The organism is Devosia aquimaris (assembly GCF_020169335.1).
GTDB classification, from domain to species: Bacteria; Pseudomonadota; Alphaproteobacteria; order Rhizobiales; family Devosiaceae; genus Devosia; species Devosia aquimaris.
On sequence record NZ_JAIEZN010000001.1, the window covers coordinates 1,346,462 to 1,367,809 of the forward strand.

Annotated in this window: 20 protein-coding genes; 4 read left to right on the forward strand and 16 right to left on the reverse strand. The window is 64.0% G+C overall.

All coding sequences use genetic code 11. From position 1 onward, the window contains the following. Positions 1-7: 7 nt before the first annotated feature. The 15 genes from K1177_RS06475 to K1177_RS06545 all read right to left on the reverse strand — a co-directional run bounded on the left by K1177_RS06475 (position 8) and on the right by K1177_RS06545 (position 14,559). Entirely contained in the window at positions 8-613 is a 606-nt protein-coding gene (locus K1177_RS06475; protein WP_224702487.1) for an NADH-quinone oxidoreductase subunit J, read from the reverse strand. An 11-nt stretch (positions 614-624) separates the two neighbouring features. Next, a complete protein-coding gene (nuoI, locus tag K1177_RS06480) occupies positions 625-1,113 on the reverse strand; it encodes an NADH-quinone oxidoreductase subunit NuoI (protein WP_171015828.1) in 489 nt (162 codons plus the stop codon). Continuing rightward, positions 1,113-2,150 (reverse strand): NADH-quinone oxidoreductase subunit NuoH, encoded by a 1,038-nt coding sequence (nuoH, locus tag K1177_RS06485; protein ID WP_224703704.1) that lies wholly within the window; start codon positions 2,148-2,150, stop codon positions 1,113-1,115. Before nuoH ends, nuoI begins: the two co-directional genes overlap by 1 nt. A gap of 69 nt (positions 2,151-2,219) precedes the next feature. After that, complete coding sequence (nuoG, locus tag K1177_RS06490; RefSeq protein WP_224702488.1) at positions 2,220-4,286, reverse strand: NADH-quinone oxidoreductase subunit NuoG; 2,067 nt, start codon at positions 4,284-4,286, stop codon at positions 2,220-2,222. Positions 4,287-4,291: 5 nt separating this feature from the next. Then, positions 4,292-5,599, reverse strand: a complete 1,308-nt coding sequence (gene nuoF / locus K1177_RS06495; RefSeq protein ID WP_224702489.1) for an NADH-quinone oxidoreductase subunit NuoF — start codon at positions 5,597-5,599, stop codon at positions 4,292-4,294. Between the two features lie 9 nt (positions 5,600-5,608). After that, positions 5,609-6,874 (reverse strand): NADH-quinone oxidoreductase subunit NuoE, encoded by a 1,266-nt coding sequence (nuoE, locus tag K1177_RS06500; protein WP_224702490.1) that lies wholly within the window; start codon positions 6,872-6,874, stop codon positions 5,609-5,611. After that, positions 6,874-8,067 carry an NADH-quinone oxidoreductase subunit D gene (locus K1177_RS06505; protein WP_224702491.1) on the reverse strand — a complete coding sequence of 398 codons (1,194 nt, stop codon included), beginning with the start codon at positions 8,065-8,067 and terminating at the stop codon, positions 6,874-6,876. Before K1177_RS06505 ends, nuoE begins: the two co-directional genes overlap by 1 nt. Beyond that, positions 8,064-8,681: an NADH-quinone oxidoreductase subunit C gene (locus tag K1177_RS06510; RefSeq protein WP_224702492.1), complete on the reverse strand. Its 618-nt coding sequence runs from the start codon at positions 8,679-8,681 to the stop codon at positions 8,064-8,066. The genes K1177_RS06505 and K1177_RS06510 overlap by 4 nt, the downstream gene beginning before the upstream one ends. A gap of 12 nt (positions 8,682-8,693) precedes the next feature. Then, entirely contained in the window at positions 8,694-9,272 is a 579-nt protein-coding gene (locus tag K1177_RS06515) for a NuoB/complex I 20 kDa subunit family protein (protein WP_137152020.1), read from the reverse strand. Further along, positions 9,263-9,628: an NADH-quinone oxidoreductase subunit A gene (locus tag K1177_RS06520; protein WP_224702493.1), complete on the reverse strand. Its 366-nt coding sequence runs from the start codon at positions 9,626-9,628 to the stop codon at positions 9,263-9,265. The genes K1177_RS06515 and K1177_RS06520 overlap by 10 nt, the downstream gene beginning before the upstream one ends. Positions 9,629-10,330: 702 nt before the next feature. After that, a complete protein-coding gene (locus K1177_RS06525) occupies positions 10,331-10,894 on the reverse strand; it encodes an outer membrane protein (RefSeq protein ID WP_224702494.1) in 564 nt (187 codons plus the stop codon). A gap of 523 nt (positions 10,895-11,417) precedes the next feature. Next, the gene (locus K1177_RS06530; RefSeq protein ID WP_224702495.1) at positions 11,418-11,993 is read right to left on the reverse strand and encodes an outer membrane protein; all 576 of its coding nucleotides are present in this window, start codon (positions 11,991-11,993) and stop codon (positions 11,418-11,420) included. Positions 11,994-12,325: 332 nt separating this feature from the next. Further along, positions 12,326-12,865, reverse strand: coding sequence for an outer membrane protein (locus K1177_RS06535; RefSeq protein WP_224702496.1), 540 nt, complete (start codon positions 12,863-12,865; stop codon positions 12,326-12,328). Between the two features lie 225 nt (positions 12,866-13,090). Next, a complete protein-coding gene (gene msrA / locus K1177_RS06540) occupies positions 13,091-13,822 on the reverse strand; it encodes a peptide-methionine (S)-S-oxide reductase MsrA (protein ID WP_396119602.1) in 732 nt (243 codons plus the stop codon). A gap of 98 nt (positions 13,823-13,920) precedes the next feature. Beyond that, positions 13,921-14,559, reverse strand: a complete 639-nt coding sequence (locus K1177_RS06545; protein ID WP_224702497.1) for an arylesterase — start codon at positions 14,557-14,559, stop codon at positions 13,921-13,923. A 53-nt stretch (positions 14,560-14,612) separates the two neighbouring features. On the opposite strand from K1177_RS06545, the gene K1177_RS06550 reads away from it, so the two are divergent. From K1177_RS06550 to K1177_RS06560, 3 genes are all read left to right on the forward strand, one after another. Beyond that, complete coding sequence (locus K1177_RS06550; RefSeq protein WP_224702498.1) at positions 14,613-15,314, forward strand: ABC transporter ATP-binding protein; 702 nt, start codon at positions 14,613-14,615, stop codon at positions 15,312-15,314. Next, a complete protein-coding gene (locus K1177_RS06555; RefSeq protein WP_224702499.1) occupies positions 15,311-17,857 on the forward strand; it encodes an ABC transporter permease in 2,547 nt (848 codons plus the stop codon). Before K1177_RS06550 ends, K1177_RS06555 begins: the two co-directional genes overlap by 4 nt. Before the next feature lie 105 nt (positions 17,858-17,962). Continuing rightward, entirely contained in the window at positions 17,963-18,784 is an 822-nt protein-coding gene (locus K1177_RS06560; RefSeq protein WP_224702500.1) for a sugar phosphate isomerase/epimerase family protein, read from the forward strand. On the opposite strand, the gene K1177_RS06565 is transcribed toward K1177_RS06560, so the two are convergent. Further along, positions 18,774-19,661: a sugar phosphate isomerase/epimerase family protein gene (locus K1177_RS06565; RefSeq protein ID WP_224702501.1), complete on the reverse strand. Its 888-nt coding sequence runs from the start codon at positions 19,659-19,661 to the stop codon at positions 18,774-18,776. The genes K1177_RS06560 and K1177_RS06565 overlap by 11 nt on opposite strands. 194 nt (positions 19,662-19,855) lie before the next feature. On the opposite strand from K1177_RS06565, the gene K1177_RS06570 reads away from it, so the two are divergent. Continuing rightward, complete coding sequence (locus K1177_RS06570) at positions 19,856-21,340, forward strand: GMC oxidoreductase (protein ID WP_224702502.1); 1,485 nt, start codon at positions 19,856-19,858, stop codon at positions 21,338-21,340. Positions 21,341-21,348: the final 8 nt, after the last annotated feature.

A 21,348-nucleotide genomic window follows, 5' to 3' on the forward strand; every position in this document is an offset into this window, starting at 1 on the left:
TCGCCTCCTACAGCCCTTGACCGCTTTTGACTTTGACGATTTCCAGCGTTTCGGATGGCCGGCGGCCAACCTGCTTGACCGGATCCTGGCGCTTCACATTGCTCTTGTGCTGCAGCGTGAGCACGATGGCGCCGATCATGGCCACCAGCAGCACCGCCGCAGCGCCCAGGAACAGGAACACATAGCGCGTGTAGAGCACCTGGCCGATGGCGCGCATATTGTCCACGCCATCCATCGGCAGCACAGCCGAGGCGGTGACTTCAGGCGATACCACGAAGCTCCCCGCCAGCATCAGCAGCTCGAGCAGCAGCACGGCGCCCACGATCACGCCAATCGGCGCATATTGCAGGAAGCCCTGCCGCAGCGAGGCGAAGTCGACGTCCAGCATCATCACGACGAACAGGAACAGCACCATAACGGCGCCGACATAGACCACGATCAGCATCAGGGCGAGGAACTCGGCCCCGGCCAGCATGAACAGGCCCGCGGCGTTGAAGAACACCAGGATCAGGAACAGCACGGCGTGAATCGGGTTCCGCGCGGAGATCACCATCAGCGCCGAAGCCACGGCAATCGCCGAGAAAACGTAGAAGAAGAACAGTGGAAGTGTCATGCGCTTCCCTCTCAGCGATACGGTGCGTCGGCGGACAGATTGGCAGCGATTTCGCGCTCCCAGCGGTCACCGTTGGCGAGCAGCTTCTCCTTGGAGAAATACAGCTCTTCGCGCGTTTCGGTGGCAAATTCGAAGTTCGGACCTTCCACGATCGCGTCCACCGGGCAGGCTTCCTGGCAGAAGCCGCAATAGATGCACTTGACCATGTCGATGTCGTAGCGAACCGTGCGGCGGGTGCCGTCGTTCTGGCGCGGGCCGGCCTCGATGGTGATGGCCTGCGCCGGGCAGATCGCTTCGCACAGCTTGCAGGCGATGCAGCGCTCTTCCCCGTTGGGGTAGCGGCGCAGTGCATGCTCACCACGGAAGCGCGGGCTGACATGCCCCTTCTCGAACGGATAGTTGATCGTCGGCTTGGCCGTGAAGAAATACCGCATGGTCAGGCCAAAGGCCTTCACCAGCTCGGTGAGCAGCAGCGTATTGACGAACTGGGCGGCGCGCATCAGGCCATCCCTCCATGCCAGCCCCAGCCCGTGAGCTGAAGCACGAATGCAACAATGATGACCATCAGCAGCGACAGCGGCAGGAACAGCTTCCAGCCAATGCGCATCAGCTGGTCATAGCGGTAGCGCGGCACGATGGCCTTGGCCATGGCGAACATGAAGAACACCAGGCTCACCTTGATGAAGAACCACACCACACCCGGGATCCAGGTGAACGGAGGCAGATCGATGGGAGACGTCCAGCCGCCCAGGAACAGCACCGTGGTCATGGCGCACATCAACAGGATCGAGATGTACTCGCCCAGCATGAACAGCATGTAGGGCGTCGCCGAATATTCGGTCATGAAGCCGGCCACCAGCTCGGACTCGCCTTCTGCAAGGTCGAATGGCGGGCGGTTGGTCTCGGCCAGGGCCGAAATGTAGAAGATGACGAACATCGGGAACAGCGGCAGCCAGAACCAGTTCAGGAACGTCAGCTGCGGCAGGCCAATCATATGGGCCAGGCCCATTTCCTGCTGCGCCACGATGATGTCGTTCAGGTTCAGCGAACCCACGCAGAGCAGCACCGTGATGATAACCAGGCCAATCGAGACCTCATAGGACACCATCTGCGCTGCGGCGCGCAGCGAACCCAGGAACGGATACTTCGAGTTCGAAGCCCAGCCGCCAATGATCACGCCATAGACGCCCAACGAAGAGATCGCCAGCAGGTACAGAATACCCAGGTTGATGTCGGCGATCGCCATGCCCGGGCCCACCGGCACCACGACCCAGCCGGTCAGCGCCAGCGTTGCCGTCAGCAGCGGGGCCAGCAGGAACAGGATCTTGTCGGCGCCGCCGGGGATAACCGGCTCCTTGAGCGCGAACTTGATCAGGTCGGCAAAGCTCTGCAGCAGGCCGAAGGGACCCACCACGTTCGGGCCACGGCGCAGCTGCACCGCCGCCCAGATCTTGCGGTCGGCCAGAAGGATAAAGGCGGTAAAGACCAGCAGCGACACCAGCAGCAGCAGGGCCTTGTAGATCAGCCCCACATGCATGCCCCAGCCCAGGGGCGGGATGCCAAGAAGATAGTCGAGGGCAGCCAGAATGAAGTCCATTATGCTCCCCTACTCTGCCGCCTGCCGGAGACCGGCGGCAGTCGCTGCGCATTCGCCCATCACGGCAGACGCGCGGGCAATCGGATTGCTGAGATAGAATTCGCTGACGGGCGAGACAAAGCTTGCCTTCTTGCCCTTGGTCGAACCCTTTGCCAGCTTGCTTATATCGGCCGTCGTGCCCGCTGCAATGGCGTCGATACGCGCCAGGTGCGGATACTGTGCATAGATCGCTGCCCGCAGCTGGGCCAGCGAGTTGAACGGCAGCGCCGAACCGGTCAGTGCCGACAGGGCACGGACGATGGCCCAGTCTTCCTTGGCCTCGCCCGGCGGGAACACGGCGCGGGTGGTCACCTGCACGCGGCCCTCGGTGTTGACATAGGTTGCGCTCTTTTCGGTGTAGGCCGCGGCCGGCAGGATGACGTCGGCACGATGCGCCGCATTGTCACCATGGGTGCCGATATAGACCACCAGCGTATCGCCGACATTAGCCAGGTCGAACTCGTCGGCGCCCAGCAGGAACAGCACGTCGACGCCACCAGCCAGCATGGCGGCCGTATCGGCAGCGCCCTTGGCCGGCACAAAGCCGACATCGAGGGCACCGACGCGGGCAGCCGCATTGTGCAGCACCGCAAAGCCATTCCAGCCTTCCGCAATCTCGGCGTTACCGGTCGCCAGCTTTGCAGCGGCAGCCAGCACGTCGGCGGTGGCGGCGCCCTCGCCCACGATCACCATCGGCGTCTTAGCCTTGGCCCAGGCTTCGGCAAAGCTGCCCTTGCCCTCGACCAGGTCATTCAGGCTCTCCGAGCCATTGCCCAGATGCTGGGTCGGATAGGTCAGGTCGGCGGCTTCGCCGATTACCCCGATCGCCAGGCCCTTGGCGCGCCAGGCCTTGCGGATGCGCGCGTTGAGCACAGCCGCTTCCTTGCGTGGATTGGTGCCGATCAGCAGGATTGCATCAGCCTGCTCAATCCCCGCGATGGTGGGGTTGAAGATATAGCTGGCGCGGCCGGCAGCCGGCGACAGCGCCGAACCCGCCGGGCGTGCATCGACACTGCCCGAACCCAGACCAGCCAGCAGCGCCTTGAGCGCATACATTTCTTCCACGCCAGCCAGGTCGCCGGCGATAGCACCGACGCGGGCGCCGGCCTTCTTGACGGCCTTGGCAACGGTCGAAAGCGCATCGTCCCAGGTGGTCGCCGTCAGCTTCTTGCCCTTGCGGACATAGGGGCGGTCGAGCCGCTGGCTCTTCAGGCCATCCCAGATGAAGCGGGTCTTGTCGGAAATCCACTCTTCGTTGATCGCTTCATTGATGCGCGGCAGAATGCGCATCACTTCGCGACCACGGCTGTCGACGCGGATATTGGAGCCAACGGCATCCATCACGTCGATCGACTCGGTCTTGGTCAGTTCCCACGGGCGGGCATTGAACGCATAGGGCTTGGACGTCAGAGCGCCCACCGGGCACAGATCGATCACATTGCCCTGCAGCTCGCTGCTCAGCGCCTTTTCGAGATAGGTGGTGATCTCGGCGTCTTCGCCGCGACCCAGCAGACCCATTTCGGCAATGCCGGCCACTTCGGTGGTGAAGCGAACGCAGCGCGTGCAGTGGATGCAGCGGTTCATCGAGGTCTTGACCAGCGGGCCAATGTACTTGTCTTCGACGGCGCGCTTGTTCTCGGCGAAACGGTTCTTGTCCACGCCATAGGCCATGGCCTGGTCCTGCAGGTCGCACTCGCCGCCCTGGTCGCAGATCGGGCAATCCAGCGGGTGGTTGATCAGCAGGAATTCCATCACGCCTTCGCGGGCCTTCTTGACCATGGGCGTGTTGGTGAACATTTCAGGCGGCTCGCCATTGGGGCCCGGACGCATGTCCTTGACACCCATGGCGCAGCTGGCCTGCGGCTTGGGCGGACCGCCCTTCACCTCGACCAGGCACATGCGGCAATTGCCGGCAACCGACAGGCGCTCGTGGTAACAGAAGCGCGGGATTTCCGCGCCGGCTGCTTCCGCAGCCTGCATCAGCGTGTAGTGGTCGGGAACTTCGACCAGCTTGCCGTCAACCTTGATACTTGCCATCAGACCTACTCCGCCGCGATCGACGGCACGGCGCCATCGCTGGTGGACGAATATGTGTACTGGTCAATCCGCGCCTCGATGACGTGGCGGAAATTGCGGATCAGACCCTGGATCGGCCAGGCGGCCGCGTCGCCGAGCGCACAGATGGTGTGCCCTTCGATCTGCTTGGTCACCTCGAACAGCATGTCGATTTCGCGCTTCTGCGCACGGCCTTCGACCATGCGTTCCATCACGCGCATCATCCAGCCCGTGCCTTCGCGGCAGGGCGTACACTGGCCGCAGCTCTCGTGCTTGTAGAAAGCCGACAGGCGCCAGATGGCCTTGATGATATCGGTCTGCTTGTCCATCACGATGATGGCAGCCGTACCCATCGACGAGCCCACTTCGCGCAGACCGTCGAAATCGACGATGGCGTTCTGGATCTTTTCGCCGGGCACGCAGGGCACCGAAGCGCCGCCGGGGATCACCGCCAGCAGATTGTCCCAGCCGCCGCGCACGCCGCCGCAATGCTTTTCGATGATGTCCTTGAAGCTTTCGCCCATGGCTTCTTCGAACGTGGCCGGCTTGTTCACATGGCCCGACACGCACATCAGCTTGGTGCCGGTGTTGTTGGCGCGGCCGATGGAGGCAAACCAGGCGCCCGAGCGGCGCAGGATTTCAGGAACAACGGCGATGGATTCGACATTGTTCACGGTCGTCGGGTTGCCATAGACGCCCATGCCCGCCGGGAACGGCGGCTTCAGGCGCGGCTGGCCCTTCTTGCCTTCCAGCGATTCCATCAGTGCGGTTTCTTCACCGCAGATGTAGGCGCCGGCGCCGTGATGGACGATGATGTCCAGGTCCCAGCCGTGGATGTTGTCCTTGCCGATCAGGCGGGCCTCATAGGCCTCCTCGACGGCGCGCTCCAGGTGCTGGCGTTCACGGATGAACTCGCCGCGCACATAGATGAAGGCGGTATGCGCATCCATGGCGCGGGCGGCCAAGAGGCACCCTTCCACCAGGTGATGCGGGTCATGGCGCAGGATTTCGCGGTCCTTGCAGGTGCCCGGCTCGGACTCGTCGGCATTGACCAGCAGGTAATGCGGACGGCCATCGTTGACCTTGGGCATGAAGGTCCATTTCAGCGCCGTCGGGAAACCGGCGCCGCCACGGCCACGCAGGCCCGAAGCCTTGACCTCATTGGTAATCCAGTCACGGCCGGAATCGATGAATTCCTTGGTGCCGACCCAGGCGCCGCGTTCGCGTGCCCCGGCCAGGGTCCAGTCATGCTGGCCATACAGATTGGTGAAAATGCGATCTTTATCAGCGAGCATCGTTCACTCCTACCGCGGCTTCTTGCCGAAGACGCGGACATATTCAGCTTCGCCACCCTTGGCGAGTGCGGCGGCCTGCTTGATCCAATCGTCGCGCGTGATGCGCCCCTTGAAGCTGAGGGCATCGTCGACCTTGGCGATATCGGCCTCGGTAAACGCCGCCACCTGGCTCCAGCGGGTGATGCCGAGCGCGTTGAGCTTGCCTTCCAGCACCGGCCCGACACCCGAGATCAGCTTGAGGTCGTCAGCAGCGCCCTCGGGCGCCGTAAACAGCGGCGCCATGGCTGGCGCTGCCGCGCTTTCGGCCTTCGCGGCCGGCGCGTTGGACGCAATGATGGTCCGGCTCCTCTTGCCGGCCGTCGTGCTGGTGGTCTTGTCCATGTCCTGGGCGGCGGGCGACTCGGCGCCAACGGCGCCTTCGCGCATGGCGTCATTGGGCTTGCCATTGGCCTTGGCCTCGGCATTGGTCGCCTTGCGCTCGCCTTCGGCCTTGGCCTCGGACACCTTGGCCTTGGCTGGCGTGCCCTTGATGGCCGGCGCGGATTCTTCGCTCACGTCCTTGGGCTTGGCGGCCGTGGTCGGCGCCGCAGCGGGTGCGGCGGCAGCAGGCGCAGCGGCGTCGGCGGGCGGCGCAGGCGGAATGAACTTCTCGCGCTTGGCGGTCGGCTTTTCCAGCAGTGTCGTGCGGCCGCCTTCAGCCGCCGAATGCAGCCGGTCAATCTGGGGACCCGGCTTGATCGTCGCGCCTTTGCCCGCGGCAAAAGCATCCACGATCTCTTCGAAGCGCGCGGGCGTCAGGTCTTCATAGGTGTCGTGATAGATCGTCACCATGGGCGCGTTCACGCAGGCCCCGGCGCATTCCACCTCTTCCCAGCTCATGGTGCCATCGGCATTGAGATGGTGCGGATCGTGGTGGATCTTGTTCTTGCAGATCTCGATCAGCTCACCGGCACCGCGCAGCATGCACGGCGTCGTGCCGCACACCTGGATATGGGCATTGCGGCCAACCGGCTGCAGCTGGAACTGGGTATAGAACGTCGCCACTTCCAGCACGCGGATATAGGCCATGCCCAGCATGTCGGCCACGGTCTCGATCGTGGCGCGGCTCACCCAGCCGTCCTGGTCCTGCGCCCGCATCAGCAGCGGAATGACGGCGGATTGCTGGCGACCGGCCGGATACAGACCAATCTTCCATTCCGCCCACTTGGCGTTCTCAGCAGTAAACGCGAACTTGGCCGGCTGAACCGACTCGTCCGCTAGGCGCCGCGCAACCATTAGCGATCAACCTCTCCGAACACGATATCGAGCGAACCAAGGATGGCCGAGACGTCAGCCAGCATGTGGCCGCGACACAGGAAATCCATGGCCGACAAATGCGCAAAACCCGGAGCCCGGATCTTGCAGCGATACGGCTTGTTGGTGCCGTCACTGACCAGATAGACGCCGAATTCGCCCTTGGGCGCTTCGACAGCGGCATAGACCTCGCCGGCGGGCACCTTGTAGCCTTCGGTGTAGAGCTTGAAGTGATGGATCAGTGCTTCCATCGACTGCTTCATCTCACCGCGCTTGGGCGGCACCACCTTGCCATCGAGCGAGGAGACGGGCCCCTTGCCATCGGCGGCATTCAGCTTGTCCACGCACTGCTTCATGATGCGCGTCGACTGGCGCATCTCTTCCATGCGGATCAGGTAACGGTCAAAGCAGTCGCCGTTCTTGCCGATCGGCACATCGAAGTCCATTTCGGCATAGCATTCATAGGGCTGGCTCTTGCGCAGATCCCAGGCCGCGCCCGAGCCGCGGACCATCACGCCCGAGAAGCCCAGGTTCCAGGCGTCTTCGAGCTTGACCACGCCGATGTCGACATTGCGCTGCTTGAAGATGCGGTTCTCGGTCAACAGCGAGTCGATGTCCGCCAGCGCCTTGGGGAAGGTCTCGCAGAACACGCCGATATCGTCGATCAGCGCCTGCGGCAGGTCCTGGTGCACGCCACCGGGACGGAAATAGGCGGCATGCATGCGCGCGCCCGAAGCGCGCTCATAGAACACCATCAGCTTTTCGCGCTGCTCGAAGCCCCACAGCGGCGGCGTCAGCGCGCCAACGTCCATGGCCTGCGTCGTCACGTTCATCAGATGCGCCAACAGGCGACCGATTTCCGAATAGAGCACGCGGATCAGCTGGCCACGACGCGGCACTTCCAGGCCCAGCAGCTTCTCGACGGCCAGGGCAAAGGCATGCTCCTGGTTCATCGGCGCCACATAGTCGAGGCGATCGAAATAGGGCACGGCCTGCAGATAGGTCTTGGATTCGATCAGCTTCTCGGTGCCGCGGTGCAGCAGGCCAATATGCGGATCGACGCGCTCGACGACTTCGCCGTCCAGCTCCAGGATCAGGCGCAGCACGCCATGGGCCGAGGGGTGAACCGGGCCGAAATTGATGGTGAAGTTGCGGACGTTGGCTTCAACGGTCATTGCTTGGCCTTCTCGTCACCGGGCAGCACATAGTCGGTACCCTCCCAAGGCGACAAATAGTCAAAGGTGCGGAATTCCTGCATCAGCTGCACGGGCTCATAGACCACGCGCTTGCGCTCTTCGTCATAGCGAACTTGCACGAAGCCGGTCAGCGGGAAGTCCTTGCGCAGCGGATGGCCGTCAAAACCATAGTCGGTCAGGATGCGGCGCAGGTCCTGGTGACCCGAGAACAGCACGCCGTACAGGTCATAGGTCTCGCGCTCGAACCAGTCGGCACCGCGATAGACACCCGTGATGCTCGGCACCGGGGTCACATCGTCCGTGCTCAGCTTGACGCGCACGCGTTGGTTCAGATGCGGGCTCATGAAGTGGTAGACCACGTCAAAGCGCTCATCACGCTCGGGATAGTCCGCACCGCAGACATCCACGAAGCTGATGAACCGGCATTTCGGATCATCGCGCAGGAACTGCGCCACAGAAACGATCGAATCGCGCGCCACGGTCAGCGTCAATTCGCCGAACAGCACTTCGCGCAGGACGACAGCATCGCCCAGCGCGTCAGCGATATGCTGACCCAGGGCCTCGAGCGGATCAATCTGGACGGCATCATCCATTTTTCAGCGGTCCTATCGTTCGATGGTGCCGGTGCGGCGAATCTTCTTCTGCAGCAACAGGATGCCATACAGAAGTGCTTCGGCGGTCGGAGGGCAGCCGGGAACATAGACGTCCACCGGCAGCACGCGATCGCAACCACGCACCACGGAGTAGGAATAGTGATAATAGCCGCCGCCATTGGCGCAGCTGCCCATCGAGATCACGTAGCGCGGCTCGGGCATCTGGTCATAGACCTTGCGCAGGGCCGGAGCCATCTTGTTGGTCAGCGTGCCGGCAACGATCAGCACGTCGGACTGACGCGGTGAGGCGCGCGGCGCGGTGCCGAAGCGCTCGATGTCGTAGCGGGGCATCGACATCTGCATCATTTCCACGGCGCAGCAGGCCAGGCCCGTCTGCATCCACATCAGCGAGCCCGTGCGCGCCCAGGTCACCAGCTGCGAAACGGTGGAGACAAGGAAACCCTTGTCCGCCAGCTCGTCGGTCACATCGGTGAAGAACGGATCGGTTGCCCCGGCAGGCTTGTTGGTCCGCGGGTCGATCAGGCCGGACGGACGCGGCGCAACCAGGGTATTGTTCTCGTTCAATCCCATTCCAGTGCGCCTTTCCGCCATTCGTAGATAAAGCCGACCGTCAGCACGCCCAGGAAGACCATCATCGCCCAGAAGCCGAACCAGCCGACATCGCGGAAGGCCACGGCCCAGGGAAACAGGAACGCCACTTCAAGGTCGAAGATGATGAACAGGATCGACACCAGGTAGAAGCGAACGTCGAACTTCATGCGGGCGTCATCGAAGGCGTCAAACCCGGCCTCGAAGGCAGATACCTTCTCTGGGTCGGGATTCTTGATCGCAACGATGAACGGGGTCACCAAAAGCGCCATACCAATAACGGCGGCGAGGCCCAGGAAGATGACAATGGGCAAATAGTCGCTGAGCAAATCAGTCATGCGGCAGCCTGTTTTCTAGTCCGGTCGGGCGACCGGCGTCTTGCGAGTTTTGCTCGCAATTGGGGCGAGCAAACCGACGCGACAGTTGGTGTCTGGGCTTAGACCTTTGGCCAAGCGGTTTCAAGGGAAAGAAAATATGACGCAAACAATCATATATGAGCCACCGCAGATCCAGGAGCGGTGCAGCAAGACCCGGCAACCGGCCACATTAGTGCAGAAGCGTGCCGTCTCAGGCGCTTCAACGGGCATGCCGCCTGCCGACCTGCCCTGCCCTCTGTCTGCGCCCGCCGCGGCAGATCAAATTCAGCGCCCCCATCTGGGATCAACATCCCGTTCTACGCCCGCCAGATTTCGCTCAAATGACCCGCATCAGCGGCCCGCCCAGGCAACGACCATCCGCTGATTCTCGGGCGGCACAGCGCCTCTGCTGGGAACGGTGCCAGAACGCCTGCGTCTATTGCACGTACACTGGCCAACGGCTTGCGTCGCATTTTCACCGCCCGGGAAACGCATGCCCAACGCAGGTCGGTGCAACGGTCACGCTTCCGGCACCGATGCACACCCTCGGTGTGGCCCCAAGCCATGGCAATACCGTGAACGGTCCTGAGACCAGACAGAAAGGGCGACAAACCGGTCACGGTTCGTCGCCCAGGCGATATGGCATTGTGAAGCGGCGCTCGGTCGCCTCAGCCGAAGACCAAACTAGAAGTGGTAGAAGACGCCGATGGTGGCCGTCGCGCCTTCAAACAGATTGTCGCCAGCGCCGCCGGTGAAATCACCCTGGGCTACGGCTTCGCCACGGATCGTGACAGCATCGGTCACGGCGAATTCGACGCCACCACCAACCTGGTACATGCCGGTGCTGACGCCAGCAGCCGTGTCGACGCCGATACCGGCAATTGCATAGATCAGCACCGGATCGGTCACGATAGCGCCTGCCTTGATGTTGGCGTAGAAGGCACTGCCCGAAGTGGTGTTGTTCCAGTAGTAGTCGCCGGTGACTTCCAGACCGAGCAGGACCGGATCAGCCGGGATGAAGTTGACACCCACCGCGCCGCCGACCTGGCCGAAGCCAACCTGGGCAGCACCATTGTCGCCATAGGTCGACAGGCTGCCGCGCACACCGACATACAGACCCTCCCAGCTGAACCCACCGGCCTCATAGATCGGCACTGGGGTCGAGGGAATGATCAGGTCAGCGGCCTGAGCCGCACCACCCACAAGAAAGAACGCCGCCGTGGCGGCAGCAAACGAACGTACAAGCATCTTCAGAGCCCTCTGGAAGGAAACTTAGCATTCGAGACAAGCATGCCTCAAATTGTGTTTCCCCACAATCGGCCGCAACGCGCCAAGTTGTTTGTTTTCGCGCTATGGCTGTTCTGCAACAGTAGCAAACCAAGGCTGACAGAAAGCACCCGACTCCCTGTCGCAAGTTGTTGAAGCCTCTCGGCAAGACGTCAAGCCGCACTCTATCCGAGACTTATTTCATACGAACCACTTAGCCTCGTCGGTCCGGCCACGGGCAACAGGCCACCACGGCGTCGACGCGGCTACGTCACGCCGGCACGGATGCCGCGCACAGGACGAACGGCGCGCGGCCAGGCCACGCAGGCGAATGGTCAAACGGGCTGAGAAGATATGCGGGAGTGAAACTCAACCGCGGATGGGCACGACCCTGGCAGTTGCACCCGCCAAAAACCAAAACGACGAACCGCGAGAGCGGTTCGTCGCAATGGGTTGCAAGACTCCGTTCGGAGGGGCGGCAAGGCCGCCCATCCGAGTAGCAATCTTAGAAGTGGTAGAAGACGCCGACGGTGGCCTTGGCGCCGTCGAAGAACTGGTCGCCAGCGGCGTTCGAGAAATCGCCGAGGCCGAGCACTTCGCCACGAACCGACACAGCGTCGGTCACGGCGACTTCAACACCGCCGCCCAGGGCGTAGATGCTGTCGGTGGTGCCAGCCTTGGTGGTCAGACCAACACCGCCAGCTGCGTAGACGAGCACGTTGTCGGTGACAACGGCGCCAACGCGGGCCAGGGCCAGGAACATGCCAGCGCCGTCAACGGCCTGAGCAACGTAGTCACCCTGGACTTCCAGACCCAGCAGGATCGGGTCGGCAACGATGAAGTTCACACCGGCAGCAGCGCCGACCGAGAGCTTCGAGACGTTGACGTCGAGGTTGGTCAGGCCATTGGCGTTGGTGAAGACGCCGCCGAGGTTCACACCGGCATACAGACCTTCCCAGTTGAAGCCAGCAGCTTCATAGATCGGAACCGGGGTCGAGGGAACGATGAGGTCGGCGGCCTGAGCACCACCAGCGAGCAGCGCGGCAGCAGCCACACCGAGAGAAAGCGAACGTACAAACATATCTTGCACTCCCGTATAGGTTAACCGTAGTCGAGCCCTACATGCTCCAACCCGACGCGCGTGACAAGAGCTCGGCGACCTAAACTCGTGGGTGCGGATAAAATTTGATGACCAATAGGGGGCGAGTGTTGCCCCAATGCAGCGCATTTGATCCAATTCGATACAAATGCGACCAAAGCCTGCCCAAATGCGGCGAGATCGTGGCGCAATATGGGCGATGCCGAGGCCTGCCGTCAAGGGGTCCGGTAATCATGCGTACGGCAGCGCCGAATCGAGCCGCCACGGCGGTCGATCGACTCGGTTTCTCGGCCAGCTAAAGGACTGCGGCCGCCCTAGAAGTGGAAATTGGCGCCCAGCGTGAGTTGCTGGGCCGGCGCGCTGCCATCCACTGGAAAGCTGCGCAGGTAACGACCTTCCAGCGACACGGAATCAGTCAGTCCCACTTCAAGGCCGCCGCCAAGCAGACCGGCCCCGTCATTTGGATTATTGAGGGCCAGGCCATAGCCGCCGGCGGCATAGACGAGCACATTGTCGGTCACAACCAGGCCCGCGCGCCCCAGCAACTGGCCGTCGGCGCCGCCACTGCCGGCGCCATCGAGCCCCTGCACCGCAACGTCCGCGCCCACCAGGTAGAAGTCGAACTGCGCGTTCACACCGGCCTGCACGCCAAGCCCGACAGCACCATTGCCGGAGTCGCTCTCGGCCACCCCATAGATGCCGGCGTAGAAACCGGACCAGTCAAAGGCCGAGGGCGCTGCGACCGGCACCTCGGCCTGCGCATTGCTGGAGAGCCCGATTGTTTCGGCAGCCTGGCTTGGCACGCAGGCAAGACACAGCGCCACTGCGGTGGCGTAGCGAATAATTATGCGCATCCCGGCCTCCTGTGCTGTGCAACCAACCCTGCGATCCGTCTCAGGGCACGCGACCATTTCACTCTGACGACCAGTATTCACCCCGGAACTGGCGAAATGCTGCCGACCAGGGGGCAATTTTGCGGCAAATGCGATGCGCCCAAAAGCAGACGGGCCCCGCAGGGCCCTCCGTCAAAAGCAGGCGGGCCCCGCAGGGCCCGCCGTCTCTCTATATATAGGCTGCCTCTAGAGCGTGCCGACCAGCACGGGCGTGTCCCGATACTCCTGCGGAAATATCGCCTTGAGCGCCGCGATCTTGGGCAGGTCATGAACCACGATATAGGGCCAGGTCGGGTTCAGCGTCAGGAAGTCCTGGTGATACTGCTCGGCCGGATAGAAGCCTTGGAACGCCTCAATGGTCGTCACGATTGGCCGCTCGAACAGGCCGGTGGCATTGAGCTCGTTGATATAGGCCTTGGCCGTCTCGGCCTGCGCGTCCGACTGCGGGAAGATGGTCGAGCGATACTGCGTGCCGTGGTCGGGACCCTGGTAGTTCAGCTGGGTCGGGTTGTGCGCCACCGAGAAATAGATGTGCAGCAGGTCGCCATAGCTGACCACGCTCGGGTCATAGGTGACTTCGACGCTTTCCGCATGGCCCGTGGTGCCGCTGCCGGTCAGCTCATAGGTGGCGGTCTCCGCGCTGCCGCCCGAATAGCCCGACACCGCCCGCGTCACGCCCTTGACGTGCTGGAACACGCCCTGCACGCCCCAGAAGCAGCCGCCGGCGAACACTGCCGTGGCGGTACTGCCGGTCTCGGTCAGGTCCTGGCTAGGCGCCGGAATAACGACGGGCGCCTCCTGAGCGCTTGCGCCCACCTGCAGCAGGCCAACCGCCATCGCCGGCAGCACCAGCAGTCCGCCCAGTGCCTTGCGCCAGCCGCTGCGGCGGGCGGGAGTTGCTGTGTCTTGAGTGTGCATTCGCTTAACCTCGCTTGATGAGCTGTGCCCGTCATTTCGCTTTATAGGCGCTTTTGGTTACGCCGGATCAGCGCCATCACGCCGATATGAACGGCCGGCTAGCCCGCCTCTGCCAGCAATTGCTGCACCAGCGGCAGCAGCCGCGCCACGATCACCGCGACGCCCTTCGCATTGGGATGCAGTCCATCGGCCTGGTTGAGCCCGGGATCGAGCGCCACGCCCTCGAGATAGAACGGGTCGAGCAAGGCGCCGTGTTCGGCCGCCAGCGCCGGATAGATCGCATCAAAATCGGCCACATAGTCCGGGCCCAGCCCGCGATTGGCCTTCATGCCCAGCAGCAGCACCGGCACATCCAGCGCATCGATACCGCTCAGCATGGCCTCCAGATTGGCCCGCGTCTCCGCGGGCGGCAGTCCCTGCAGCATATCATTGGCCCCCAGGCCCAGGATCACGGCATCCGCCGGCGTGCCCAGTGTCCACTCCAGCCGCGCCAGTCCATCGGCGCTGGTGTCGCCAGACACGCTGGCATTGACCAGCTTGGCGTCGAGCCCGGCCTTGTCCATGGCGGCCTGCATCTGGCCCATGAAGCCGTCCGCTTCGCTCAGCCCCAGCCCGGCCAGCACGGAATCGCCATAGAGCAGCACAACGCGCGCGTCGGCCAGGGCCGGCAGCGCCAATCCCACAATCATGGTGAGCGCAGCCATTGCAGCGCCGAGCGCCCGGCCCCATCTTGTCATCACGCCTGCCATCCCGCTCGTTCGCTCCTGTTCCCCACACCCCGGCCCCATTCATGACCGACCCCATCGCCCACACCCGGGATATGCACCTGCACCTTAAGTCCGGGGGCGGCAGCCTTCATATCCTCAAGTCCATCACGTTTGCGATAAACCCGGGCGAAGTGGTCTCCATTGTCGGCCCCTCGGGCAGCGGCAAGACCAGCCTGCTCATGGTCATGGGCGGGCTCGAGCGGGCCACATCCGGCGCAGTCTCGGTGGGCGGCACCAGTCTAGCCGGCCTGGGCGAAGACCAACTCGCTGACATGCGCCGGCGCAACATCGGCATCCTGTTCCAGAACTTCCACCTCATCCCCTCAATGACGGCGCTGGAAAACGTCGCCCTGGCGCTGGAGATCGCCTTTGACGATCTGCCGCTCGCCGAGATCCGCGCCCGTGCCCGCGCCGCCCTAGCGGAAGTGGGCCTGTCGGCGCGCGAAAGCCATCTGCCCAGCGCCCTCTCGGGTGGTGAGCAGCAGCGCGTCGGCCTCGCCCGCGCCATCGTCACCCGCCCCCGCCTGCTGCTCGCCGATGAACCCACCGGCAATCTCGATCAGGAGACTGCCGCCGCGGCCATTGAGCTGCTCTTTGATCTCGCCCGTCGCAACACCATGGCCGTGCTGCTCATCACCCATGACAATGCCCTGGCTCGCCGCGCCGACCGACAGATGCGCATGGACCATGGCGAGTTGACCGAACGCGTCGGGGCGCTGGCATGAGACGCCTGCTCGGCTGGCTGCGCGTCGCCCTGGTTGATCTGCGCGGCGGTCTCGCCCGCTTCGGTATTCTGATTGCCTGTCTCGCCCTGGGGGTCGCCGCCATCGGCACCGTGAGCGCGGTGCGCAGCAGCGTCGAGACCGCCGTTGCCCGCGATTCCCGCGTCATCCTGGGCGGCGATCTGGAAATCCGCAGCTTCCGCACAGACCTCGCGACAGACGTTGTCACCGCCCTCGATGGCCTCGGCCAGGTCAGCCGCGAGGTCGAGATCAATGCCCAGGCCAGTGCCAATGGCCAATCCGCATTCCTCACCCTGCGCGCCGTCACCCAGGCCTACCCCCTGGTCGGCAGCGTCACTCTGGCCCCCGGCGGCGAGGTGAGCCCGGCCAGCGCCCTGCTGCCCCCGCGCGACAACATCTATGGCCTCCTGCTCGGCCAGCAGGCGGCCCAGCGCCTGGGCGTCAGCCTTGGCGACACGGTCCGCATCGGCACGCTGGACTTCGCCCTGCGCGGCATCATCATGGAACTGCCCGATCAGGCTACGGCCGGTTTCCAGCTCGGCGCCCCGGCCCTTGTCTCGGCCGACGCCCTTGCCCCCGCCGGCCTGCGCGAAGAAGGCGTGCTCAGCCAGTTCCGCTACAAACTGCTGCTTAGGGATAGCGACATCGAGGCCGCCCGCAACCGGCTCGAGCGCCAGTTTCCCGACCATGACTGGCAGATCCGCTCGCCCAGCCAGGCCACAGCCACCATCGAGCGCTTCATCGCCGTCTTCGGCAATTTCATGCTCTTGGTCGCCCTCTCGTCCATGATCGTGGGCGGGCTGGGCGCGGCCAATGCCGTCACCGCCTATGTCGGCGAGCGCCAGGGTGCCATAGCCACCATGCGCGCGCTGGGTGCGCGCAGCCCACGCATCCTGGTGCATTTCCTCGCCCAGATCGCCGCGCTCTCGCTGCTGGCGACGCTCATTGGGCTGGTCATTGTCGTCATCGCAACCCTGGCATTGCTGCCGCTGCTGTCCGATCTCATCGGCCTCGATTTGCCTGCCGTGCTCGATCTGCGGGCCATGCTGGTGGCCGGCGCCATTGGCCTTGTCACCGCCTTGCTCTTTTCCTGGATTCCGCTGCGCCAGGCCCAGGCCGTGCGCCCGGCCCTGTTGTTCCGCGCCGGCGCCTCGGGTGCGCCCCTCGCCCTGCCCTGGCGCGCCCTGCTGGCGCCGGGCCTTGTGCTGCCCCTTTTGGCGGGCTTCGTCCTTGTGGTGCTGCTCACCTTGCAGATCGCCAATGACTGGCGGCTGGTCGGCGTCTATTTCGCCGCCACTCTTTTGGCCTTTGGTCTTCTGCGCCTAGCCGCCGCTGGGCTCGCATGGCTGCTGCGTCGCCTGCCGCCGCCACGCCAACGCCTGCTGCGTCAGGCCAGCTCGGCCATCATTCGTCCCGGCGCCCCCACCACCACCGTGCTGGTTTCCATGGGCATGGGCCTGTCATTGCTGCTGCTGATCGTCACCACCCAGTCCAATATCAATAGCCAGATATCGGGCGAGGTCACCGCCGAGGCGCCCGCCTTCGTGCTCTTTGATATGGACCGGGCCACAACCGACGCCGTTACCGGCTTTGCCGCCACAACGCCCGCCATCGAGCAACTGACGACATTCCCCATGCTGCGCGGCACCGTCACCCAGCTCAAAGATGCGCCGCCTCCCTCGGCCGACGATGTCCCGCCCGAGCTCGCCGGCATCTTCCGGGGCGATACCGCACTCAGCTGGTCCGTGGCCCAGCCCGATAAGACCGTCCTTGCTGAAGGCGAGTGGTGGCCCACGCCCTATGATGGTCCGCCGCTCGTCTCGTTGACCACCGAACTGCGCGACGGCCTCGGTCTTGCCCTGGGCGACACCATCACCCTCTCCATCGCTGGCCGACCGCTGACCTTCACCATCGCCAATTTCCGCGCCACCGACCGGCGCAATGCTGCCTTCAGCTTTGATATTCTCGCCTCGCCGGGCCTGATCGAGAAGGCGCCGCAGTCCTATTTCAGCACCGTCATGGCTGCGCCCGCCGATGCCCCCGGGCTCGAGGCCGCGCTGGTCTCAACCTTCCCGCAACTGCGTTTCGTGCCGGTTGGCGATGCCCTGTCGCGCGTGCAGTCCATTTTCGATGGCCTCGTCAACGCCATTGCCCTGGTCAGCGCCACTGCCGTTGTGGCCGGCATTCTGGTTCTGGCCGGCGCCCTCAGCGTCGGCCGCCGCCAGCGCGAGGCCGATGCGGTGCTGATGAAGGTTCTGGGCGCCCGCCGCGGCCAGGTCATTGCCGCCTTCATGCTTGAATATGCCCTGCTCGGCGCAATCGCGGCGCTGGTTGCCGGCGCCATCGCGCTCACCGGCGCCTGGGCGGCAGCCAACTTCCTGCTCGACATCGACTTTGCCGTCCAGCCCGGCCAGTTGGCGCTCCTGACGCTTCTCGTGGTTGCTGTCACTACGCTCACTGGTGCGGCAACCACCTGGTCCGCCATGTCCACGCGCCCGGCCGATCGCCTGCGCGAAGAAGGGTAACGCGTTCATTACCGATAAACCCTTGTGCCGGTGGCATTTCGCGCCTTGGACTTGTCACGGCCATCCCCTAGCATGACGCACACACCCCGAGCGTGAGTATGCCCCTTGAGTGACACCAGCCGCCGCCCCATGGCCAGGACCAGCCTGAAATGGTCCATGATCGAGGAAAAACTCTCGGTCGCCGACACCTTCCGCCTGATTGCCGATCTCGGCTTTGACGGCGTCGAGCTCGACGCACCCAATGACTTGCCGCGCGACGAGGTTCTGGCCGCCCGCGACGCCACCGGCGTCGCCATTCCAGGGGTCATCAATTCGGTGCATTGGAAGACGCCCTTGACCGATCCTGACCCGGCTGTCCGCGAAGCCTGTGTCGCCGCCACCATCGAGGCCATGTCCCTGGCCAAGTCCTATGGCGCACAAACCATGTTGCTGGTCCCCGGCGTCGTCAACGACGCCACCAGCTATGCCGCTGCCTATGACCGCGCCGTCGAGGGCATCGACCGCCTGCTGCCTCATGCCGAGGAGATCGGCATCTCCATCGCGCTTGAGAATGTGTGGAACAATTTCCTGCTCAGCCCGCTCGAGGCCGCCCATCTGGTCGATGGCTTCGACAGTCCCCGCCTCGGCTGGTACTTCGACGTCGGCAATGTCATGCGCTATGGTCGCCCAGCCGACTGGATCGAGGCGCTCGGCAGCCGCATCCTGCGCATCGACATCAAGGAATACAGCCTCACCCGCATGAATGCCGAAGGCCCCTGGAAGGGCTTCGACGTTGCCCTGGGTGAAGGCGATGTCGACTGGGCCGGCGTCAACGCCAGCCTCGCCGCCGTCGGCTATTCCGGCTGGGTTTCAGTCGAAATGCCGGGAGGCGACCGCCACCATCTTGCCGACCTCAAGCAGCGGCTGGACCGGATCGTCAGCCTCTGATTTCGGCCAGCATGCGGCGGGTATTGCCCAGCCCGGTCTCGCAGCCAAACAGCGTGGGCTCATTGCCCTCATATTCGAGCGACAGGAAGCCATCGTAGCCAGACGCTACGATGGCCTTCATCAGTCCGGCCGTATCGAGGTCGCCGTAGCCGAACACGGCGCCGCGGATGAACTGCCCGCCATGTGTCCTCAGCCAGCCCGGGCCCGGCTCGGTCTGGCGCACATAAAAGTCCTTCACGTGCACGAAGCTGGCCAGCGGCAGCGTCCGCCTTGTGGCAACATCGGGATTGTCGTCCACGCACAGGAAATTGCCGACATCCACCGTCAGCTTGAAATTGTCGCGCGCCACCGCGTGGTGCAGGCGCAGCAGGCGCTCGGCCGAGTTCATGAAGAAGCCGTGGTCCTCCACGCTCGTCACCACGCTTAGTCCCTTGGCGAAGTCGGCGACCTCAGCGCAACCCGCAACAATCCCGTCGAATGCCGCCTCAAACTCTGCCGTATCGGTCAGCCGCAGCGACCAGGGCACCACGTCATGGCGCAGGAACCTGGCGCCCAGCCGGTCGCACAGTTCCACATGCCGCTTGACCATGGCCACCTGCGCGGCTCGCTCGTCTGCTGTGCCCAGAAAACTCGCGCCCAGGCAGATGCCAGAGATCGGCACGCCGCTCCGCGCCACCGCAGTCTCGATCCGCGTGATCATTTCCGTGTCCGCCGTCAAGTCATAATTGACCTCCGTCCCGGCGGCCGCAAAGCTGAAACTGGCGATCTCCAGATGCTCGGCCTCATGCGCCACCAGCCAGTCGAACAGGCCCTCCACGGTCATGCTGCCATTGGCCAGCAATGGGCGAAAACTATAGGACGACAGGCCGATCTTCATGGGTATGGCTCCGCAGGACGTGGACACGCATCGATTGGTCGGCATCATGCCATAAATACCAATCTAGGCCACTTGTTTCCTGTGCATGGCGCACAAGCATAGGCAACACAGTAACTTTCCCGATTGCCCCATTGCCGGGCATGCAGACGGTTGATACCAATTCAATGCCACCTATCGAAACCAGCGGATGCGCCATGGCTCCCCAATCCAAAGACGTCGTTATCATCGGCAGCGGTCCTGCCGGCAGCGCCTATGCCAGGCTGATCCGCCGCGATTGGCCCGAGGCCCGCATCCTGATGGTCGAGGCTGGCCCTCAGATCCTGCCGCAGACCGGCGCGCATCTCGACAATATCGTTGATCTCGAGGAGCGTGGCGCATTGGAAGTCTTGGCCCAGGGCGGCGACCGTACCCCGCGCATCCCGATCAACAAGGAAGAATGGGAGGCCCGTCGCGCCGGCGGCTTCGATGCCTCCCAGCTGCGCCGTTCCGGCCTGTTCATCGCCAATGATGCAGACCCCGCCGAAGACCTCTTCGCCGGCTTTTCGGCCGCCAATGTCGGCGGCATGGGCACCAAATGGTCCACCGGCACGCCCACGCCCTCGCTGACCGAGCGCGTGCCCTTCATTCCGGCAGCCGAGATGCAGGCCGCGATCGCCACCGCCGAGATGCTGCTGGGCACGCACAAGGACCCGCGCGCTGGCGACCCGACCGCCATTGCCATGCGCGAGCGCCTTGGCGCCGTGTTCAATCCCGGCCGCACGCCAGACCGTTTCGTGCAGCCCATGCCGCTGGCCGCCACGCCCACCGCCGACGGCCTGCGCTACCATGGCACCGACGTTGTCCTTGGCCCAATGGTCGACGAACCCGCCGAGATCTTCACCATCCTGGCCGAAACCGCCTGCCGCCGCATCGTCCACGAGGACGGCGTGGTCACCGGCGTCGAACTCTGCAGGCCCGGCTCGGACGATAGCTGGTTTGTCGCCGCCGGCACCGTCATCGTCGCCTGCGATGCCCTGCACTCGCCTCAATTGCTGCATGCATCGGGCATCCGCCCCCAGGCCTTGGGCCGCTATATCAACGACCACTACATCATCTCCCAGATCAGCGAGATGACCACCGACGTGCCCATGCAGGCCATGAGCTGGATCCCGGCCACCGAAACCTTCCCCTTCTCGGTCACCATCGCGCCGGCAAGCCTCAACACCATGCCGCTGTCCCCCGATTTCACCGGCCAGCCCATTGGCATGGGCTTTTTCGTGCCTGCGGACATCAGCCCGGACAATCGCGTGCTGTTTGACGACACCCGCCGCGACTGGATGGGGCTGCCCGCCATTTCCATCCGCTGGAAGCAATCCGACGCCGACCGGGCGCGGCTGGAACTGGCCAAGGGCATCGCCCGCCAGATTTCCGGGATCATCGGTCGCCCTGCCCCCGGCTTTGCCACCATCGTGTTGCCAGTCGGCAGCTCGCTGCACTATCAGGGCACCATCCGCATGGGCGAGAGCGACGACGGCACCAGCGTCTGCGATCGCAACAGCCGCGTCTGGGGCTTTGACAATCTCTATGTCGCCGGCAATGGCGTCATCCCCACCGTGACGGCCACCAATCCCACGCTCTATTCGCTGGCCCTGGCCAGTTTCGGGGCCGCCGAGATCGCCAAGGCGCGCCGCACCCATTGATCGCGAGG

Excerpts from the sequence above, each read along its gene's own strand:
- K1177_RS06475 (WP_224702487.1), bottom strand. The coding sequence starts at position 613 with ATGACACTTCCACTGTTCTTCTTCTACGTTTTCTCGGCGATTGCCGTG.
- nuoI (WP_171015828.1), bottom strand. The coding sequence starts at position 1,113 with ATGCGCGCCGCCCAGTTCGTCAATACGCTGCTGCTCACCGAGCTGGTG.
- nuoH (WP_224703704.1), bottom strand. The coding sequence starts at position 2,150 with ATGCATGTGGGGCTGATCTACAAGGCCCTGCTGCTGCTGGTGTCGCTG.
- nuoG (WP_224702488.1), bottom strand. The coding sequence starts at position 4,286 with ATGGCAAGTATCAAGGTTGACGGCAAGCTGGTCGAAGTTCCCGACCAC.
- nuoF (WP_224702489.1), bottom strand. The coding sequence starts at position 5,599 with ATGCTCGCTGATAAAGATCGCATTTTCACCAATCTGTATGGCCAGCAT.
- nuoE (WP_224702490.1), bottom strand. The coding sequence starts at position 6,874 with ATGGTTGCGCGGCGCCTAGCGGACGAGTCGGTTCAGCCGGCCAAGTTC.
- K1177_RS06505 (WP_224702491.1), bottom strand. The coding sequence starts at position 8,067 with ATGACCGTTGAAGCCAACGTCCGCAACTTCACCATCAATTTCGGCCCG.
- K1177_RS06510 (WP_224702492.1), bottom strand. The coding sequence starts at position 8,681 with ATGGATGATGCCGTCCAGATTGATCCGCTCGAGGCCCTGGGTCAGCAT.
- K1177_RS06515 (WP_137152020.1), bottom strand. The coding sequence starts at position 9,272 with ATGGGATTGAACGAGAACAATACCCTGGTTGCGCCGCGTCCGTCCGGC.
- K1177_RS06520 (WP_224702493.1), bottom strand. The coding sequence starts at position 9,628 with ATGACTGATTTGCTCAGCGACTATTTGCCCATTGTCATCTTCCTGGGC.
- K1177_RS06525 (WP_224702494.1), bottom strand. The coding sequence starts at position 10,894 with ATGCTTGTACGTTCGTTTGCTGCCGCCACGGCGGCGTTCTTTCTTGTG.
- K1177_RS06530 (WP_224702495.1), bottom strand. The coding sequence starts at position 11,993 with ATGTTTGTACGTTCGCTTTCTCTCGGTGTGGCTGCTGCCGCGCTGCTC.
- K1177_RS06535 (WP_224702496.1), bottom strand. The coding sequence starts at position 12,865 with ATGCGCATAATTATTCGCTACGCCACCGCAGTGGCGCTGTGTCTTGCC.
- msrA (WP_396119602.1), bottom strand. The coding sequence starts at position 13,822 with ATGCACACTCAAGACACAGCAACTCCCGCCCGCCGCAGCGGCTGGCGC.
- K1177_RS06545 (WP_224702497.1), bottom strand. The coding sequence starts at position 14,559 with ATGACAAGATGGGGCCGGGCGCTCGGCGCTGCAATGGCTGCGCTCACC.
- K1177_RS06550 (WP_224702498.1), top strand. The coding sequence starts at position 14,613 with ATGACCGACCCCATCGCCCACACCCGGGATATGCACCTGCACCTTAAG.
- K1177_RS06555 (WP_224702499.1), top strand. The coding sequence starts at position 15,311 with ATGAGACGCCTGCTCGGCTGGCTGCGCGTCGCCCTGGTTGATCTGCGC.
- K1177_RS06565 (WP_224702501.1), bottom strand. The coding sequence starts at position 19,661 with ATGAAGATCGGCCTGTCGTCCTATAGTTTTCGCCCATTGCTGGCCAAT.
- K1177_RS06570 (WP_224702502.1), top strand. The coding sequence starts at position 19,856 with ATGGCTCCCCAATCCAAAGACGTCGTTATCATCGGCAGCGGTCCTGCC.